This window comes from Flagellimonas algicola (assembly GCF_005937185.1).
In the GTDB taxonomy this organism is placed as follows: Bacteria; Bacteroidota; Bacteroidia; order Flavobacteriales; family Flavobacteriaceae; genus Flagellimonas; species Flagellimonas algicola.
On record NZ_VCNI01000001.1, the window covers coordinates 392,270 to 409,773 of the forward strand.

17 protein-coding genes are annotated in these 17,504 nt (G+C 40.8%); 13 read left to right on the forward strand and 4 right to left on the reverse strand.

The features are described 5' to 3' along the window. Positions 1-119: 119 nt before the first annotated feature. Together FGG15_RS01685 and FGG15_RS01690 are read right to left on the reverse strand one after the other, a co-directional pair. Positions 120-1,676 (reverse strand): M28 family peptidase, encoded by a 1,557-nt coding sequence (locus FGG15_RS01685; protein WP_138832560.1) that lies wholly within the window; start codon positions 1,674-1,676, stop codon positions 120-122. 69 nt (positions 1,677-1,745) lie between these two features. Continuing rightward, positions 1,746-2,588, reverse strand: coding sequence for an AraC family transcriptional regulator (locus FGG15_RS01690; protein WP_138832562.1), 843 nt, complete (start codon positions 2,586-2,588; stop codon positions 1,746-1,748). A 125-nt stretch (positions 2,589-2,713) separates the two neighbouring features. Here FGG15_RS01690 and FGG15_RS01695 point away from each other — a divergent pair, with 125 nt between their 5' ends. The 4 genes from FGG15_RS01695 (at position 2,714) to FGG15_RS01710 (ending at position 6,898) form a co-directional block, all read left to right on the forward strand. Continuing rightward, positions 2,714-3,622, forward strand: a complete 909-nt coding sequence (locus FGG15_RS01695) for a dihydrodipicolinate synthase family protein (protein ID WP_138832564.1) — start codon at positions 2,714-2,716, stop codon at positions 3,620-3,622. Next, complete coding sequence (locus tag FGG15_RS01700) at positions 3,622-4,632, forward strand: 4-hydroxyproline epimerase (RefSeq protein ID WP_138832566.1); 1,011 nt, start codon at positions 3,622-3,624, stop codon at positions 4,630-4,632. The genes FGG15_RS01695 and FGG15_RS01700 overlap by 1 nt, the downstream gene beginning before the upstream one ends. Position 4,633: 1 nt before the next feature. After that, entirely contained in the window at positions 4,634-5,890 is a 1,257-nt protein-coding gene (locus FGG15_RS01705; protein ID WP_138832568.1) for an NAD(P)/FAD-dependent oxidoreductase, read from the forward strand. A gap of 78 nt (positions 5,891-5,968) precedes the next feature. Continuing rightward, entirely contained in the window at positions 5,969-6,898 is a 930-nt protein-coding gene (locus tag FGG15_RS01710) for a hypothetical protein (RefSeq protein ID WP_138832570.1), read from the forward strand. Here the strand turns inward: FGG15_RS01710 and FGG15_RS01715 are convergent, their stop codons facing one another. After that, positions 6,899-7,294 carry a VOC family protein gene (locus FGG15_RS01715; protein ID WP_138832572.1) on the reverse strand — a complete coding sequence of 132 codons (396 nt, stop codon included), beginning with the start codon at positions 7,292-7,294 and terminating at the stop codon, positions 6,899-6,901. 4 nt (positions 7,295-7,298) lie between these two features. Next, positions 7,299-7,943: an alpha/beta hydrolase gene (locus FGG15_RS01720; protein WP_138832574.1), complete on the reverse strand. Its 645-nt coding sequence runs from the start codon at positions 7,941-7,943 to the stop codon at positions 7,299-7,301. Between the two features lie 61 nt (positions 7,944-8,004). On the opposite strand from FGG15_RS01720, the gene FGG15_RS01725 reads away from it, so the two are divergent. The 9 genes from FGG15_RS01725 (at position 8,005) to FGG15_RS01765 (ending at position 17,468) form a co-directional block, all read left to right on the forward strand. Further along, a complete protein-coding gene (locus FGG15_RS01725) occupies positions 8,005-8,427 on the forward strand; it encodes a PaaI family thioesterase (protein ID WP_138832576.1) in 423 nt (140 codons plus the stop codon). After that, complete coding sequence (locus FGG15_RS01730; RefSeq protein ID WP_237561718.1) at positions 8,408-9,484, forward strand: chorismate-binding protein; 1,077 nt, start codon at positions 8,408-8,410, stop codon at positions 9,482-9,484. Before FGG15_RS01725 ends, FGG15_RS01730 begins: the two co-directional genes overlap by 20 nt. Positions 9,485-9,524: 40 nt before the next feature. Beyond that, positions 9,525-11,246, forward strand: coding sequence for a 2-succinyl-5-enolpyruvyl-6-hydroxy-3-cyclohexene-1-carboxylic-acid synthase (menD, locus tag FGG15_RS01735; protein WP_138832578.1), 1,722 nt, complete (start codon positions 9,525-9,527; stop codon positions 11,244-11,246). A gap of 39 nt (positions 11,247-11,285) precedes the next feature. Beyond that, a complete protein-coding gene (locus FGG15_RS01740; protein ID WP_138832580.1) occupies positions 11,286-11,627 on the forward strand; it encodes a DUF2853 family protein in 342 nt (113 codons plus the stop codon). Positions 11,628-11,710: 83 nt separating this feature from the next. Further along, positions 11,711-12,541 (forward strand): CvfB family protein, encoded by an 831-nt coding sequence (locus FGG15_RS01745; protein WP_138832582.1) that lies wholly within the window; start codon positions 11,711-11,713, stop codon positions 12,539-12,541. A 154-nt stretch (positions 12,542-12,695) separates the two neighbouring features. Continuing rightward, complete coding sequence (locus tag FGG15_RS01750) at positions 12,696-13,295, forward strand: SPOR domain-containing protein (RefSeq protein WP_138832584.1); 600 nt, start codon at positions 12,696-12,698, stop codon at positions 13,293-13,295. Between the two features lie 2 nt (positions 13,296-13,297). Continuing rightward, the gene (locus FGG15_RS01755) at positions 13,298-14,206 is read left to right on the forward strand and encodes a 1,4-dihydroxy-2-naphthoate polyprenyltransferase (protein ID WP_138832586.1); all 909 of its coding nucleotides are present in this window, start codon (positions 13,298-13,300) and stop codon (positions 14,204-14,206) included. A gap of 33 nt (positions 14,207-14,239) precedes the next feature. Further along, positions 14,240-14,995, forward strand: coding sequence for a LytR/AlgR family response regulator transcription factor (locus FGG15_RS01760; protein ID WP_138832588.1), 756 nt, complete (start codon positions 14,240-14,242; stop codon positions 14,993-14,995). A gap of 511 nt (positions 14,996-15,506) precedes the next feature. Further along, entirely contained in the window at positions 15,507-17,468 is a 1,962-nt protein-coding gene (locus FGG15_RS01765; protein WP_138832590.1) for a sensor histidine kinase, read from the forward strand. Positions 17,469-17,504: the final 36 nt, after the last annotated feature.

Below are 17,504 nucleotides of genomic sequence, written 5' to 3' on the forward strand. Positions count from 1 at the left end.
GCATTATGATCAAGGAAGAACCGGTGAGAAGCTTGTCCTGAGGGTGCCGAAGGGAACCCGGTCTTCCACCCAAAGATAAGCCTCTCCGTTAGGAGGGGCATTTTTATACAACGAAGCTCCTATTTTGCCGACTTGTCCACGGCCACTCTTTTATCTCTATTTGCAACTTCCCAAGCGGTATAGAAAACAAGCCTGGTTCTGTTTTCCAAGAGATCATAATTTATTTTATCTGGAGTGTCCCCAGGTCGGTGGTAATCTGCATGAGTACCATTGAAATAGAAAATGATGGGAATGTTGTTCTTGGCAAAATTGTAATGATCGCTGCGATAATAAAACCGATTGGGATCATTCTCGTCATTGTATTTGTAATCAAATTCAATCTGGGTGTATTTTTCGTTGATTTCTTCGGACAAATTGTGCAATTCCGTACTTAACTTGTCCGAACCTATCAGATAGAGATAGTTTCTGTTCCCTCCTCTTTTGGGATCTATTCGACCAATCATATCAATGTTTAAATTGGCAACGGTTTGTTCAAGCGGAAAAATGGGATCTACATCGGTATAATACCTAGAACCCAACAGTCCTTTTTCTTCACCGGTTACATGAAGAAAAACAATGGAACGTTTGGGGCCTTCCCCCGCATCGGAAGCCTTTTTAAATGCCTCGGCCATCTCCAGCAAGGCTACACTGCCAGAACCATCATCATCAGCACCGTTGTTGATTTGCCCATCCGCGGTTACCCCAATGTGATCCAAATGGGAGGAGATAATCAGATATTCATCTGGTTTTTCAGTCCCTTTTATAACGGCAGCCACATTTTCAGAGTCTACTTGTCCATTGGAGCTTTCTATACCCAATTGAATGGTGGCAGCAAACGCACCAGGAGTATGATCCGATTCAATATCAGGTTTTAGCGTTTTAACCGACCTTTTGTTCAGAAGTAGTAGAGCTTGGGTATCAGATTGATCCTTTAAGCTCATTTTACCACTTTTATTACCTTTCATGAAATCGAAATACCCTTTGAACCTAGGGTAATTTGTGGTGTCGTAATAAAGCACGGCCTTGGCTCCTTTTTCCATTGCAAGACCTGATTTTTTCCCTACCCCTTCACTCATATTGCTCCAAAGGGACTTTTCTTTGGTTCCTGAAAGGGTATAATTGCCGTCCCCATTTACGGGTTCCCCTGCTTTGATCAAGACCAGTTTCCCAGTTACGTCCACATTGGAATAATCAGAATAGGAACCCTCTTCAATACCATAACCTACATAGACCAATTCATTGAAATTTCCTTTGGCTTCCGAAAAGCTAAGAATATCATCACCCAACTCAAAGGTGGAACCGTTAAAGGAAACAATTCCTTCAGGCACCTGGGCAATTTCTAAGGGTACTTTTTGAAAATAATCGCCATTGGCCTTGGCAGCAGGGATCCCCAAAGATTCATAATACGATCGAAGATATTCCACGGCTTTCTTTTGCCCCGGTTGACCAGTCTCTCGACCCTCAAACTCGTCAGAAGCATAGATATATAGGTGTTCCTTCAAATCTTCTTCTGTAATGGTCTTGGCATAGGTAACTGGATCTACCGTGCTCTGGGCTACGGTATTGGTTTCGACCGTTTTTTGGGAGGAGTTGCAGGAAATTTGAAGTCCAACAAACAGTAGGAGTATAAATCTCATTTCAAGGAATTTGTTGAATAATTTGCCAAAAGTAACAAACAATTCGTATCCAATCATTGGTTTAGGCAATTAGCTTATTTCCTTCCTATATTTTGTGGGGTTGATTCCTTTAATATCCTTAAAAGTTTTATTGAAATTGGATATGGAGTTAAAGCCGGAAGCATGGGCAGCTTCCACAACCGAAAGATCTTTGTTTTGGTTCAATAATTGACAAACATGCTCAATACGGATTTCACTCAGAAATTTAAAGAAGGTCTTGTTGGTTCGCTGTTTAAAAAATCTACAAAAAGCATTTGGCGTCATGTGGGCCAATTTCGCAACCGTTTCCAAATCCACTTTTTGATCAAAGTTCCCCATCACAAAGTCAAAAACTACCCGCAACCTTTCCCCATGATCATGCGAGATTTCTTTGGAGTGGACAAAGCTTGCTAATCGTTGCCCCTTGGAACCGCTCATCGTTTTTAGGAGTTGCATTAGGGTCATGAATCGTGCAAAGTGTCCCTTGCTGTGGATACCTTGCATAGCAATCGCTACTTCATCCAGTTGACTTTGTAATTTATAACCGGTTTCAGCATAGCTGAAAAAAGCTTGTAGCTCTTCCATTTCCTGGAGCTTGAAGAAAGAATCACCAAATGAATCCAACGCAAAGAATACGGAAATCATCTGCACACGATCCGTGCTTTGATCACTTTTAAACAAATGTGGGATATGGCTTCCCACAACAAAACAATCTCCAGATGTAAAGGAGTGCACACTATCACCCACAATTAACTTTCCATTGCCCTGAACAATCAGGCTCATTTGTATTTCCTCATGTTGGTGAAGCTTGTCGTAAAACGCGGGGCCTTGATCTTTTTGAACTATAATGTTCTCTCCGGGCTTTTTGGGAATTTTAAAGGAATATACCTTCATTTGTTCAAAAATTACCTTAAAAAGGATAAATGTAACCAAATGAAGATAATATATCGTGATATTTAGCTAATTTTCAGGAATTGTATACAAGGAACTCCTTTTACATTTGCGAAAACTAATCGAAAATGACAAACATAAGTTGGAAAGGGGTAATGCCTGCCGTTACCACCAAGTTTACTCAAGATGACAAGTTGGACCTTGAAATGTTCTCCTTGAACATTAATGCCCAATTGGAGGCCGGGGTCCATGGAATTATTTTAGGAGGAACACTGGGGGAGGCCAGTACCTTGGAAGATGAGGAAAAGAAGGTATTGGTGCAACACACGGTTGAATTGGTGGACGGCAAGGTTCCGGTTGTTATGAACATTGCGGAGCAATCTACACGTCAAGCTGTCAAAGCTGCAGCTCTAGCCCAAGAGCAAGGGGCTTCTGGCCTTATGATGTTGCCTCCCATGAGGTACAAATCTACCGATCATGAAACCGTGGAATATTTTAAAGCTGTGGCTGAAAGTACTTCACTACCCATAATGATCTACAATAACCCTGTTGATTACAAGATTGAAGTAACTTTGGACATGTTCGATGAACTTTTAAAGTACGAGAATATCCAGGCGGTTAAAGAATCAACAAGAGATATTACCAACATTATCCGAATCCAAAACCGTTTTGGGAACAGATTGAACATTTTATGCGGAGTGGATACCTTGGCCATGGAAAGCATGGTGATGGGAGCGGACGGTTGGGTAGCCGGTTTGGTCTGTGCCTTCCCTAGAGAAACAGTTGCTATTTATGAGTTGGTGAAAGCTGGACGTATTGAGGAAGCCGCAAAGATTTACAGCTGGTTTATGCCCTTATTGGAGTTGGATATCAGCCCTCAGTTGGTACAGAACATTAAGCTGGCGGAAGTGGCTACAGGCATTGGAACCGAACAAGTTAGATTGCCAAGATTGCCATTGCATGGTAAAGAACGCCAGAGAGTTCTTGCCATTATAGAAGAAGGAGTAAAAACAAGACCCGAAATTCCAAATTTTTAATGCCGATACATACGTTTAAGTGCATTGATGCCCATACCTGTGGAAATCCGGTACGACTTATAGTCGAGGGAGGCCCCGAACTCCAGGGAAAGACCATGGAGGAAAAGCGCCAACATTTCCTTGCAAAGTACGATTGGGTCAGAACGGGGCTTATGTTTGAACCCAGAGGGCACGATATGATGAGCGGAAGCATTCTATATCCACCGCATGACCCTAAAAATGACGCAGCCATTCTCTTTATAGAGACTAGTGGTTGTCTGCCCATGTGTGGTCACGGAACCATTGGTACCATGACCATTGCCTTGGAGGAAGGACTTATCCAACCCAAAGTAGAGGGAAAGGTGAACTTGGAAACCCCGGCGGGATTGGTTGAAATATCCTATTCCAAACCTCAGGAGAAAGTGGAATGGGTGAGGATAACCAATGTGAAGAGTTATTTGGCTGCGCAAAACTTCACGGTTGAATCTTCCTTTCTCGGCACCTTGAGATTTGATGTTGCTTTTGGAGGTAATTTCTATGCCATAGTAGACCCTCAATCCAATTTTTCCGGAGTACAGGATTTCTCTGCAGGGGCATTGATACAGTTTTCCCAAGAACTTCGAAAGCGAATCAATGAGAAATACCCTGATGCATTTATCCATCCTGAGAATACAGCTATCAATGGAGTTTCCCATATGTTATGGACCGGAAATCCATTGAATGCTAGTTCCACCAGCAGGAATGCCGTTTTCTATGGGGATAAAGCTATTGATAGATCACCCTGTGGTACTGGAACGTCTGCTCGTATGGCCCAATTATTTACTCGAGGAAAGTTAAAATTAGAGGAGGAATTCATCCATGAAAGCTACATAGGTTCTACATTTGTAGGGAAAGTGGAAAGGGAAACTACCTTGGATAACAAAGTGGCCATAATTCCCAGTATTCAGGGATGGGCGAAGGTCTATGGTAGAAATACCATCACCATTGACACGGATGATGACCCCTATGCCCACGGATTCCAAGTAATTTGAAATGGGAAAAAATAAGAGCATAATTGTAGTTGGTGGAGGCATCATCGGGCTTTCGACGGCCTATTTTTTGCAGAAAGAAGGACATCAGGTAACGGTTTTGGATAAATCCAATATGGATTCCGGGGCGTCCTATGTCAACGCTGGTTACATCACCCCAAGTCATATTGTTCCCTTAGCCTCACCGGGAATGATTTCCAAAGGAATCAAATACATGTTTAATTCCTCCAGTCCATTTTACATGAAACCACGTTTGGATTTGGATTTCATGAAATGGGCTTGGTACTTCAAAAAATCTTCGACAGCAGAGAAGGTGCGGAAGGCGATGCCCGTAATCATGGATATCAATCTTCTGAGTCGCTCGCTTTACGAGGAGATTTGGAATTCTGGAGATTTAGGTGAGTTTCAGTTGGAGCGCAAAGGGTTGCTGATGATGTACCAGACCAAAAAGGAAAGGGACCACGAACATGAAGTTGCCGAGCGTGCCAAGGAACTTGGACTAACGGTTCATCACCTGGATTTGGACGGATTACGAATTAGGGAACCCCATATAGAGCTGAATGCAAAGGGAGCCTTTCATTATGAATCGGATTGGCATACCACTCCACATCAGATTATGGATCGTATGTTGACCTACCTTCAAAAAAATGGGGTTAACATTAAGAAAAATGAGGAAGTTCAAGATGTGGCTTTGAACTCAGAAAAGGTTACAGGGGTTAGAACCAATCTGGCCAACTATCATGCTGATGAGATAGTGTTTGCAGCTGGGTCATGGACCAACAAACTGTCAAAAAAATTGGGCATTAAATTACCACTTCAAGCAGGAAAGGGGTATAGAATCAATGTGGAAACCCCAACCAACATTTCTATGCCGGCTATTTTGATGGAAGCCAAGATGGCCGTTACACCTATGGACGGTTTTACCCGTTTCGCAGGAACCATGGAGTTTTCTGGAATCAACAACACAATTAGAAAAGAGCGAGTAGAAGCCATTGCCAAGGGAGCAGGTCGTTATTACAAAGGACTTCAAATACCTGAAGTGGACAAACAAAATGCCCAATGTGGTCTTAGACCGGTAACCCCGGACGGATTACCTTATATTGGCACATCGAGCAAATACAAAAACCTTCATTTGGCCACTGGCCATGCCATGATGGGATGGAGTCTTGGACCAGCTACTGGAAAATTGATCACCGAATTGATTTCAGGATCAAAACCTTCCATGGACATAAGTCCATTTCTGCCGGAACGAAAGTTTTGATTCCCAGCTTTTAAGGATAATCGACAACTGGCATTCTTTTTGTTTTATAATTGTATGATTTCGAAGTAATTTTACAATATGATTAAAAAGTACCTCTTTGTTTTTATTCTTTTGACCACACATTTTGGGATGTTTTCCCAAGACCTTCAAATGCTCAAGGTTCAGGACTTTGATTTAAGAGGGAATGTTAAATCTTGTTTGGTAATCACAGATTATGGAAAGGAACTCTTTGAATTTGATGAAGATGGGTTCTTGATCAGAACCATTACCCAGTACAATGAAACGGATCAGGATATTACCCTGTACAAATATGAAGAAGGTCATTTAGTTGAAAAACGAATGGAGAGCTACAAGGACAATATATTGGATGCAGCTACCTCCATGGTCAACTTCTATACCAGGGATAGTTTACAACCGGGGAAATTGTTTGAGCGAATTGTTTCTTATGATAAGGAATTTTTGGAGCAGCAGGAGTACATGTTTGATGGGGAGGAACGCCTTGTAAAAATCATTACCTCCAATGCCGAGGGTGTAGATGAAAGCACGGTTGAATATGTCCCTTATAAGAATGAACTCACCACGAGCTATTTTGGAAATGGTGTTTTGGAAAAATCAGTTAGAACCTCCGAAAAGAAGACAGCGAATGGCACGCAAAAGATTATTCTGACCAAGGAGTTTATCGGTGGAGAACCCAACAAGGCTACAGAAGAAGTTTTCAATGCTAACGGAAGGATGGATTCCGAGGAGTTTTTTCAGTTCAATGCTGTCCAAAAGAAATTTGAGTCTGAGAGGAAACGTATCTATTCCTATGATGTGGAAGGTATGTTGGAAAAAGTAACTACACGAACCTCCAATTCAGAATCCATAAAGGAATACATTCATCAATTTGATAACAATCCGGAAAAAAATTGGATCAAACAGATTATTACCCCGGACAATACCTATTCCACTAGGCGGATAACCTACTTCCCCGTTGCGGAAGTTGGGGAAGAGGGTGAGCCTAATTGATTATTTCAGCTCTAACAAATCCCACAGATTACCGTATAAGTCCTCAAAAACCACTACAGTTCCATAGGGCTCATCCCTTGGTTCTTCCTTAAAAACCACACCTTTGGATTGCATTTGCTTATAGGTGGCCCAAAAATCCGTGGTGTGCAGAAACATAAACACCCTGCCACCGGTTTGGTTGCCAATGGCAGCTTCTTGTTCAGGTCCTACGGCTTTCCCAAGTACCAATTGGCATTCTGAATTTTTGGGAGAGACCAGAACCCATCTTTTATCGTCACCCAGATCAATATCCTTGATCAAATCAAAATTCAATTTGTCAGTATAGTACGAAATAGCCTCGTCATAATCCCGAACCACAAGGGTAACATGGGTCAAATGCTGTTTAGGGCTTGTCATAATTCTAAATTAGTTGGCTTAACAATTCTGGTTTTACTTCATGTCCTCCTTCAAAATGAATCACTTTTGCGCTTCCCAAAAAGAGCTTATCCATTTTTTCCAATTCCTGTTTCCTGCGTTCTGGGGTTAAATAATGGTCTTTATCGCCATATACGACCGTCACCTTGGTGGATTCCCAATCCATAAAGTCAAAATCCGAAGGGACTAATTCTTTTGGAATACCGCCAGCATACAATACCAAAGAATGGCATCGGATTTTCCTGCGAACCATCCAACGCGTTACAATGGAAACTCCTTGTGAAAAACCAAAAAGCACTAAATTGAGGTTGGAGGGGACGTTCTCTGCTTCAAAAACAGCATCAATATAGTTCAGCACATTCTCCGTTTCCAGTTGGGTATTCTCCTTGGTGAGCCAACTGGCACCTACATACTTGAACTCATCTTTCAAATAGTATTTGGAAGGAGCTTGTGGGGCAATGATATAATTTTCCTCTGGATTTAACTTGGAAAAATACCGTATAAAAAATCGACTTAAATACCCCATACCATGAAAGACAATCCAAATGTTTTTGGTTTTGTCACCAATACTATTTAACGTCTCGTAGCTATTTTGGCTTTGGTAAACCACCCTTTTTTCTGTCAGTTTCATAAACTGTCCAACTTAATATTTTAAAGCAATACCTTTGCGTAATTTTACAAAAATTAAAGGCATGGACGAACACAAAGCCAAAATACTTGAGGTATGCAATAACATTTGCAAGAATACCTTAATGGAAACCTTGGACATTAGCTATGTGGATGTGGGGGAGAATTTCTTGATTGCCAAAATGCCCGTGTCCCCAAAAGTGCATCAACCCGATGGTGTTTTGCATGGTGGAGCCTCAGTGGCTTTGGCGGAAAGTGTAGGTAGCGCCGCGTCCTATGTGTTTTTGGATGGACAGGAGTTTTTTGTGAGGGGAATTGAAATTTCCGCGAATCATGTCAGATCTGTAAAAGAAGGCTACGTATATGCCAAAGCTTCCATAATCCATAAAGGACGCACCACCCAACTGTGGGAGATAAAGATTAGCAATGAAGAGGGCGACCTGATTTCCAATTGTAAATTAACTACTATTGCCTTACCCAGAAAATAAAGATTTCCAAGACTTATTGGATGATTTGGCTAATGCACTTGCCAACAAACAGCCATTTGCGGTTTATCGCAAACCCAATGAAAATAAAGTGCAGGCGGTTTTTCAAGAAAATGGCACATTAAATTTGGCCCTAAGTTTTAACGAAAAGGGTTTTGTTTTTGCTCCTTTTGATTGGCAGGACAATGCGGTACTGATTCGGGCCGATAAAGTGTCGACGTCTTCGTTTGAAGCAAATATTGGACTTGTTGGAGAAGTTGATGAGCTTTCTGAAACCGGGAAGCAACCTTTTTTGAAATTGGTTCAAAAAGGAGTGACCCAAATCAAACAGGGAGAGTTGAAAAAAGTGGTATTGTCCAGAAAGATAGATTTGGAATTCCATCAATCCCCATTGGAGGTGTTTCAACGGCTTATTGAAAATTATGCCAAGGCTTTTTGTTATTTGTTTCATCATCCCAAAGTGGGAATTTGGTGTGGCGCCACTCCAGAAACACTGGTGTATATAACAAAAGGAGAACTTAAGACCATGTCTTTGGCGGCAACCTTACCTTATTTGGAAGGAACCCAACCTAAGTGGGGTTCCAAGGAAATAGAGGAACAGGAAATGGTCTCGGGATACATACTGGAACAACTATCAGAAATAGCCAATGGCTTGAAAATGGAAGCTGTTAAGTCCTCCAAGGCTGGAAATCTTTGGCATTTGAAATCCGAGATTAAGGGCAAACTACAAAGCAGCGCTTCATTAAAGGATGTGGTCAAAGCGTTGCACCCAACTCCAGCGGTGTGTGGGATTCCCACCAAAGAGGCCCAACAATTTATTCAGGAACAGGAAGGCTACGCCCGTACTTTCTATACAGGATTTTTAGGAGAATTGAATCTAGAAGAAACCACCTCCGCTTCGCTGTTCGTTAATCTGAGATGTATGGAAATCAAGCCTGGAAAAGCTTCCATTTTTGTGGGTGGGGGAATCACCTCGGCATCCGATACTGAAAAGGAATGGACTGAGACCCAGAATAAAAGCAAAACCTTGCTCAACATCCTACAATTTGTAAGTCATTAATTTTAGGCGGAGAACATTTTGGAGCTTACTTTTGTAATCCATGATGTACTCCAATATCCCCTCGGCCCAAACCTTGGTTCTTTATTTTCAATCTAGGGGAATCAAAAATATTGTGATTTCCCCGGGTTCCAGAAACGCTCCTTTGACCCTGAGTTTTACCAAGCATCCATTTTTTTCCTGTTTTAGCATCGTGGATGAACGTTGCGCTGCTTTTTTTGCCCTAGGGATAGCCCAACAATTGCAAGAACCTGTGGCCGTGGTATGTACATCAGGGAGCGCTATGTTAAATTTCTATCCGGCAGTAGCTGAAGCCTTTTATAGTGATATTCCCTTAGTTGTTGTTTCGGCAGATCGACCAACCGATAAGATTGATATAGGGGATGGACAAACCATTAGACAAGAGCATATTTTTGAAAAACACATTGGGTATTCCGCCAACCTAAAGCAGGATAGTACCCATGGTTTTGAACCGGTCAAATCCAACGACAGCCAAGAGACCATTCAGGCTTACAATGCATTGGAAATTGGCAAGGCACTCGATTATGCCTTTAAAACGTCTTCCCCGGTTCATATCAATATCCCTTTCGAAGAACCGTTATATGATCTAGTTGAAAATCCAACGGTAGAATTGTCAGAGGTTCAAACGATGGATGGTACGCATAACTTGGAGGCGGATTGGTCGCGTTTGCTCCCCATTTGGAACTCCAGTCAACGGAAAATGGTATTGATAGGGGTAAACCCTCCCGAGGACTTGGATGCCGCAATAATGGAATTACTGGCAAATGATGAGAGTGTACTGGTTTTTACCGAAACAACATCCAATGTGCACCATCCCAATTTTTTTCCGAGCATTGATAGTATTGTAGCCCCCATAGAGAAATCTTCAGACCGAGAAAATCTCTTCAAGTCACTGCAGCCAGATTTGTTGGTTACCCTTGGTGGACTGATCGTTTCCAAAAAGATTAAAGCGTTCTTGCGCAAGTACCAACCAAAGCATCACTGGCATATCGATTCCAAGAAGGCCTATGATACCTTTTATTGCTTATCTGAACATATAACAACCCATCCAAACACCTTTTTTGGAAATGGTTTGGGGAATTTTCAAAAAATTGAAAGCTCATACAGAAATGAATGGCTACAAACCAAAAATAATTATGAGCTAAAGAGACAGGCCTATCTCGATAAAATTGCGTATTCCGATTTTATCGTTTTCCATCAAATCCAGAGTGGAATACCCAAGGATTATCAAGTGCATTTGGCAAACAGTTCTACGGTAAGGTACAATCAATTGTTCCCTATGGATCCGTCCTTGCATGTTTACTGCAATCGTGGAACCAGTGGAATAGATGGCAGTACTTCTACAGCAATAGGAGCGTCCATTTATTATAATAATCCAAGCTTATTGATTACTGGGGATTTGAGTTTTTTCTACGATAGTAATGGACTTTGGAACCAATACATACGACCAGACTTCCGAATTATATTAATCAACAACTCAGGAGGAGGAATCTTTAGGATTCTTCCTGGCTTTGAAGAAACGAAAGAATTTTCCACTTTTTTTGAAACCAGTCATCAGCATAAAGCCAAACACTTGGCGCAAATGTTTCAATTTGAATATATAAAAGCAGGGAACGAAAAAGAAGTTGAACTGGCCCTGAAAAACTTCTATGAACCCTCTCAAAAGCCCAAGATTTTGGAAATCTTCACTCCAAGGCAAATCAATAACAAAATTTTGCTCAGCTACTTCGATTTCATATCTTAGAACCTATAGATAACAACCACAAAAACCAATACGTAAACCATGAACAAAAGGGAGGAATTAATTGTGAAATACGTCGCCGATATCAAAGAAAAATTTGGTGAAAATCCAGATATGGATTTACTGACCAAGGTAACGGTAGGCTTAGGACCGTCCATTTATAATTTGGATGCATCCAGGGTTTCGGGGTCTGATGAGAAAGAACTGGACACCGTGAAAAACAATTACCTCATCAACAAACTTGGGCTCGCTGACAGCGACGAGCTTATGCAGGCTGTGAACGACATAATTGATAAGTATGGCCGTGCTGACAAGAATAAATACAGGGCGGTAATCTACTATATGCTCTGTAAGCAGTTTGGAAAAGAGTCTGTCTATAACTAGACGGCAATAAAAAATTGTAATATAGCTGGTTTCTTGGGAGACCGGCTTTTTTTATACCCATAATTTCAATCTACCTTTGCCAAATGATAGCATTGGGGAATTACAACACACTTAAAGTTTTACGCAGTACGAGAATCGGTCTTTTCTTGGGAGATGAGGAGGGGACAGAAGTCTTGTTGCCCAACAAATATGTTCCGGAAGATTTTGAGATTGATATGGAATTGAAGGTCTTCTGCTATCTCGACAGTTCGGAAAGGCCAATTGCCACTACCTTGGAGCCTTATATTATTCGCGACGGATTTGCCTATTTGAAAGTGGTACAGGTGGGCTCATACGGAGCATTTTTGGATTGGGGCCTGGAAAAACATTTACTGGTTCCCTTTAGGGAACAGGCGGTTCGAATGGAGGAAGGTAAAAGCTACATTGTTCACTGCTATTTGGATGAGGTTACCTTCCGATTGACCGGCTCCGGTAGGCTTAATAAATTTCTGTCCAATGAAGGTTTTGACCTTAAACCCAACACCAAAGTGAGTCTTCTTGTAAGTAGAAAAACACCCTTGGGTTGGGAGGTAGTCATTGAAGACAAATACAAAGGGCTTGTTTTTGAAAGTGATGTCTTTAAGCCCATTGCCATTGGTGATAGGCTCAAGGGATACATCAAAAGTGTAAGGCCGGATAATAAGATAGATGTTTCCCTGCAACCCCTTGGAGCCAAGATGTTGGAACCAACTGCCAATCTGATACTGGATAAATTAAAGGAAAACCAGGGATTTCTGCAGCTGCATGACAAGTCAAGCCCGGAAGAGATCAAGACGGAATTACACTTAAGTAAAAAGGCCTTTAAGAAGGCCATAGGTACCTTGTATAAAGAGCGAAAGATCGCAATCAAGGACGATGGTATCTATTTACTATAGGTAGAATTCCTTTAAATAGTTTAGAAATTGTTAACGGATTTGATACCAATCCGTTTTTTTCTTTCCCCAAAAATTATACATTTGTATAAGTGTATATTAACTCCTTGACAGCTATCTGATTAGGGTACCGACAGGAAAACTAGACTTACCTAATATGCCATTTATTGAAGAAAGTGATTTACTGGATCTGCATAAGGACATTGATAAAGCCCAAATTATCAATGAAAGACTTTTAGACCAGATAAAATATAAAAACAAGGATTTGCGCAAAATCAAGCTACAGCGCAATATCCTACTGGGGTTCACTGCACTTTTTGTTGTAGGCACCTTGGCCATAACTTCTTTTACAGCTGGATTGAGCAGTAAAAATTCGTTTGAGAATCAGAACAGCCTTTTGGTTTCCATAGACAGTTTGGACGTTATCAAAGCCCGAATTGATAACTTAAAACTTCAAAATGAAGAATTAAGTTTGGTACGGGAATTTTATTTGGCCAAGGCCTTTTTGGAAAAGGAAACCATCTATTCAGTTCAGGTAAAATCCTTTGTGGACAATAATGTCACCTTGGCTTCCGAAGCATTGACCAATACCCTTTTTGTAAAGACCAATCCCTTCTATGCCTATTCCTTGGGTAACTTTGAAACTTTGGATGAGGCACAATCCTTTAGGAAGCAGCTGGTCAATATGGGATTCAAGGATGCCTTTGTAGCTTCTTATCAAGATGGGAAGCGAGTTAAAATTGAAGATCCGTATTAATCTTGGGGAGTTTTAAGGCTTGGATCCAAGCTGCTAGATTACGCACATTACCACTATCCTTATCAGGTATCATAGTTGGAACAGCATTGGCTGTTTCCCAAGGACAATTCAACGGCACCATTTTTACCCTGGCTCTGTTGACCACTATAGGATTTCAAGTCACGTCCAATTTTGCCAATGATTATGGGGATGGTGTAAAGGGGACCGATAATGAAGATCGCATTGGGCCTGCAAGAGCACTTCAGAGCGGAATCTTATCGCGAAAGGCTTTGAAAAATGGCATCATCATAGCCATCCTCCTAAGTTTGATATTGGCTTTAACTTTGGTTTATATCTCATTTGGTAAAGAAAACCTGAAATATATCCTCATATTTTCAGTACTGGGCATTTTAAGTATTTGGGCTGCGATTCGGTATACAATGGGCGATAATCCCTATGGTTATTTGGGATTGGGAGATGTCTTTGTTTTCCTGTTCTTTGGCTTGTTGGGTGTATTGGGGAGTATGTTTTTATATACCAAGTCTTTGGATTGGATTTCTACACTTCCTGCAATTTCCATAGGACTGTTGTGTGTGGGCGTTCTTAATTTGAACAATTTGAGGGATGTGGTTTCGGATAAAAAACACGGCAAAAACACCTTAGTGGTCAAAATGGGTTTTGAAAATGGCAAGCACTACCATATGTTCTTGATTGTATTGTCTTTTTTCTGTTTTTTGACCTATTCTATTTTAAGAATCAAGGAATTTCAATATTGGTTTTATCTATTGGCCTTTATTCCCATTTTTGTTCACTTGACTAAAGTGGTACGTACCAAGGAGCCCATTTTGCTGGATGGGGAACTCAAAAAATTAGCGCTAAGTACATTTTTGCTGTCTCTTTTGTTCTTCATGGCAGTAAAGTTTTTTTTGTAATTTTGGTCAGCAACCCACTAAACATTAGACAATTTGGAACACGCCATTAAAATATTGATTGTAGAGGACAACGTAATTATTGCAGATGATATGCAATCCATGCTGGAGGAAATCGGCTATGAGATTGTTGACAATGTAATAGTGTACGAGCAGGCTGTGGAGGTACTGAAGAACAACCATGTGGATTTAGTACTGATTGATATCATACTGGCTTCGGACAAAACAGGAATAGATCTTGGAAAACATATAAGGGATGTGTACAACATTCCTTTCATCTTTGTTACCTCCAACTCGGACAGAGCTACTGTTGAAAATGCCAAGACGGTTAAACCCGATGGCTACTTGGTAAAACCATTCGAGCAACAAGACCTTTATACCTCCATAGAAATTGCACTTTCCAATTTCGATTATGCAAGAAAAGAGAAGAGCAAAGAGATTGCCGGGAATGAAGGAGATACTTTTACCTCCAACTCTGTATTGAAGGATTCCATTTTTGTAAAAAAACAACACCTGTATTACAGAATTCAATTTAGCGACATTCAGTTCATCAAAGCGGACAATGTTTATTTGGAAGTAAATACGGTGGATAAGAAATTCTTGGTAAGATCACCCTTGAAAGATTATTTGGAAAAACTTCCAAAGAATAAATTCTATAGGGCGCATAAATCCTACATTGTAAATGTTGATCATATTGACGCCATAAACTCCAAGGACATCATGATCAACAACAACCTCATTCCAATTTCCAAAGATTTCAAGGAATTTATCATTTCTTCTATGAACAGCTAACGCGATTAGAGGAATAAGAATATTTAAGGGTGCCTTTTGGCACCTTTTTTTATATCACACACTCAATTGTAGGAATTACCACAGGATTTGGATGGTTCACAACATTAGTTTCGTCGTCTAGCGGAACGCCCATACTTTAGCAGTGTTATTAATTCAGAAAAGTAATTTTTTCATTTTCATATAGTGTTCTCGTAAAAGGGTCTTGTCGTAATTGGCAGGACCTTTTTTGGTTTTACAAATATTTTGGTGACCAATCGTTCCGCGAAATGCATAAAACACCGACAAAATACATTTTTGCATACAACAGAGATGGTTTCACAACAGAAATGGACACTTTCACAACAATACCCAATAAGTCTTTTCGAATGCATTTAATTTTGTTTCAAATCCTACGTTAAATTAAGGAGGACACCATTGAATTGGAAGCAGGAATGATGAGACACTGACCTAGGAAACAACAAAAAACTGAACGTACAAACTAAAATCTTCTTAAGCACTACCCGTAAGATTAATGATGCATAACCTCAAACCATTATTTTCAGTCCTTTTCTTTGTACTGCTGTTGAATGTCTCCGCACAATCCGTAGAAAGCGAAGAAATCAGTGCTTTGACGGAATTCCAGAACACGAATGGCTCCCAGGACAGGTTTGATGTTTTCTTTACCGTAGTCAATCGATACAACGTTAACTCTGCCTATGATTGGTTGGATACCGTTAAAGTCTACCTTTCCAATGCCCAAAAAATAAATGATAGCCTAGCTACACAGTTGTATAAGGTAATGCAGGCGCAATTGTACAATGATTTAGGGGAGTACGATAAAAGTATAGCATTAGCCATGGAACTCTATGCAGCAAAAGATACCATGGACGCCGGTTCCAGAAAGGTAATTTTGGATGTATTGGACAACAACTACGCAAATCTTCAACTGTACGACAAGCAGATTGAAATCCGAAAGCAAAAACGTGAGTTTGGTTATACTGACAATGTGGCTTTCTATGATATCTACAGCAACCTTGGTCTGCACCGAAAAGCTAGGAACCAATATATTATGGAGGTTAAGCCCACCATTGCCGACAATGATTCCTATGGTCTGGCCAAGTATCACAGCAAAGTGGGTAACTATCTCAGATTGGACAATTCGGCGCCAACGGCCCTGAGCGAGTTGAAAAAAGCAAAGGCTTATTTGGATGTGTTTCTGAACGATATCTCCAAGGAAAAGACCGAGGAACAGCTTTTTGAAAGCGAATTGCTCAAGGCAGAAATTGAAGGTAACATAGGGAAATGCCATGTGTTGCTCAGCGAATACGAAGAAGCCATTCCGCTATTGGAAAATAGCATTGAAGTGTTGAACACCTCTTCCAGCAACGATCATAAAAGCGAGGTAATTGAGAACACCCTAAACCTTGCCGATGCAAATTTACATTTGGAAAGGTATGTTGCCGCCAAGCGTAGTCTGGATATTCAATTTGAAAACATTAGTATACTACAAAATATTAAGCGCAACAGTTTGCTGGCCGCTTTTTATGACAAAGTGGAGAACTTCAGAAGTGCGGCTTTGTATTATAAGCGTAACGAACGCATTAAGGATTCCCTGACCCAAAAACAATCATCCATTATCAAACAACAATTGGTGACCATAGTGGCCAATGAGGATTTGGAAAATTCCCAACGTTTGATAGATGAGCAAAAGCGTATCAATGAATTGGCCCGAAGCGAGATGAAGGCCAAGGACGAGCGAATCAATTTGGTGTTTATCTCCTTGATTTTCACGCTGCTTGGTTTTGCAGGATTGGTGTATGCGTATCTAAAAAGTATTAAAAACCAGCGACTGATTGCGGAACAAAAGCACATCATTGAAAATGCCTTGGTGGAGAAGGATTCCTTATTGAAAGAAATTCATCATAGGGTAAAGAACAATCTTCAGATGGTTTCCAGTCTATTGAGCCTTCAGACCAAAAACACCAGAAGCAAATCTGCGATTGAGGCCTTGGAAGAAGGAAAGAGTAGGGTAAAGGCCATGGCCTTGATCCATCAAAAGCTCTATCAAAATGATGATTTATCAGTCATTGAAATGCAGGGCTATATCGAAAGCTTGATCAATAGCGTGCAGTCTGTTTATAAAAAAGGTGGTCATAACATCAGTATTACCATAGACGCGGAGGGTACCGAATTGGATATAGACAGGGCCATTCCATTTGGGTTGATTCTGAACGAACTTGTTTCCAACTCTTTTAAATATGCTTTCCCGGAAAATGACGAAAATGGAAAAATCTACATCCACCTTCGAAAAAATGGTGACCAAGGCTATTTTGAATATACCGACAACGGAATAGGTCTGCCGGAAGATGCGGATGAACGCGCCCATTCCTCCATGGGAATCCGCTTGATGAACAGATTGGTGAACCAACTCCAGTCTAAACTCAATATTGACAAGGCCACCGAGGGAGTCCGTTTTTGGTTCAACTTCAGCTAAACAATTTCCTTTCATTGCATCCTAAATTGGTTAAAT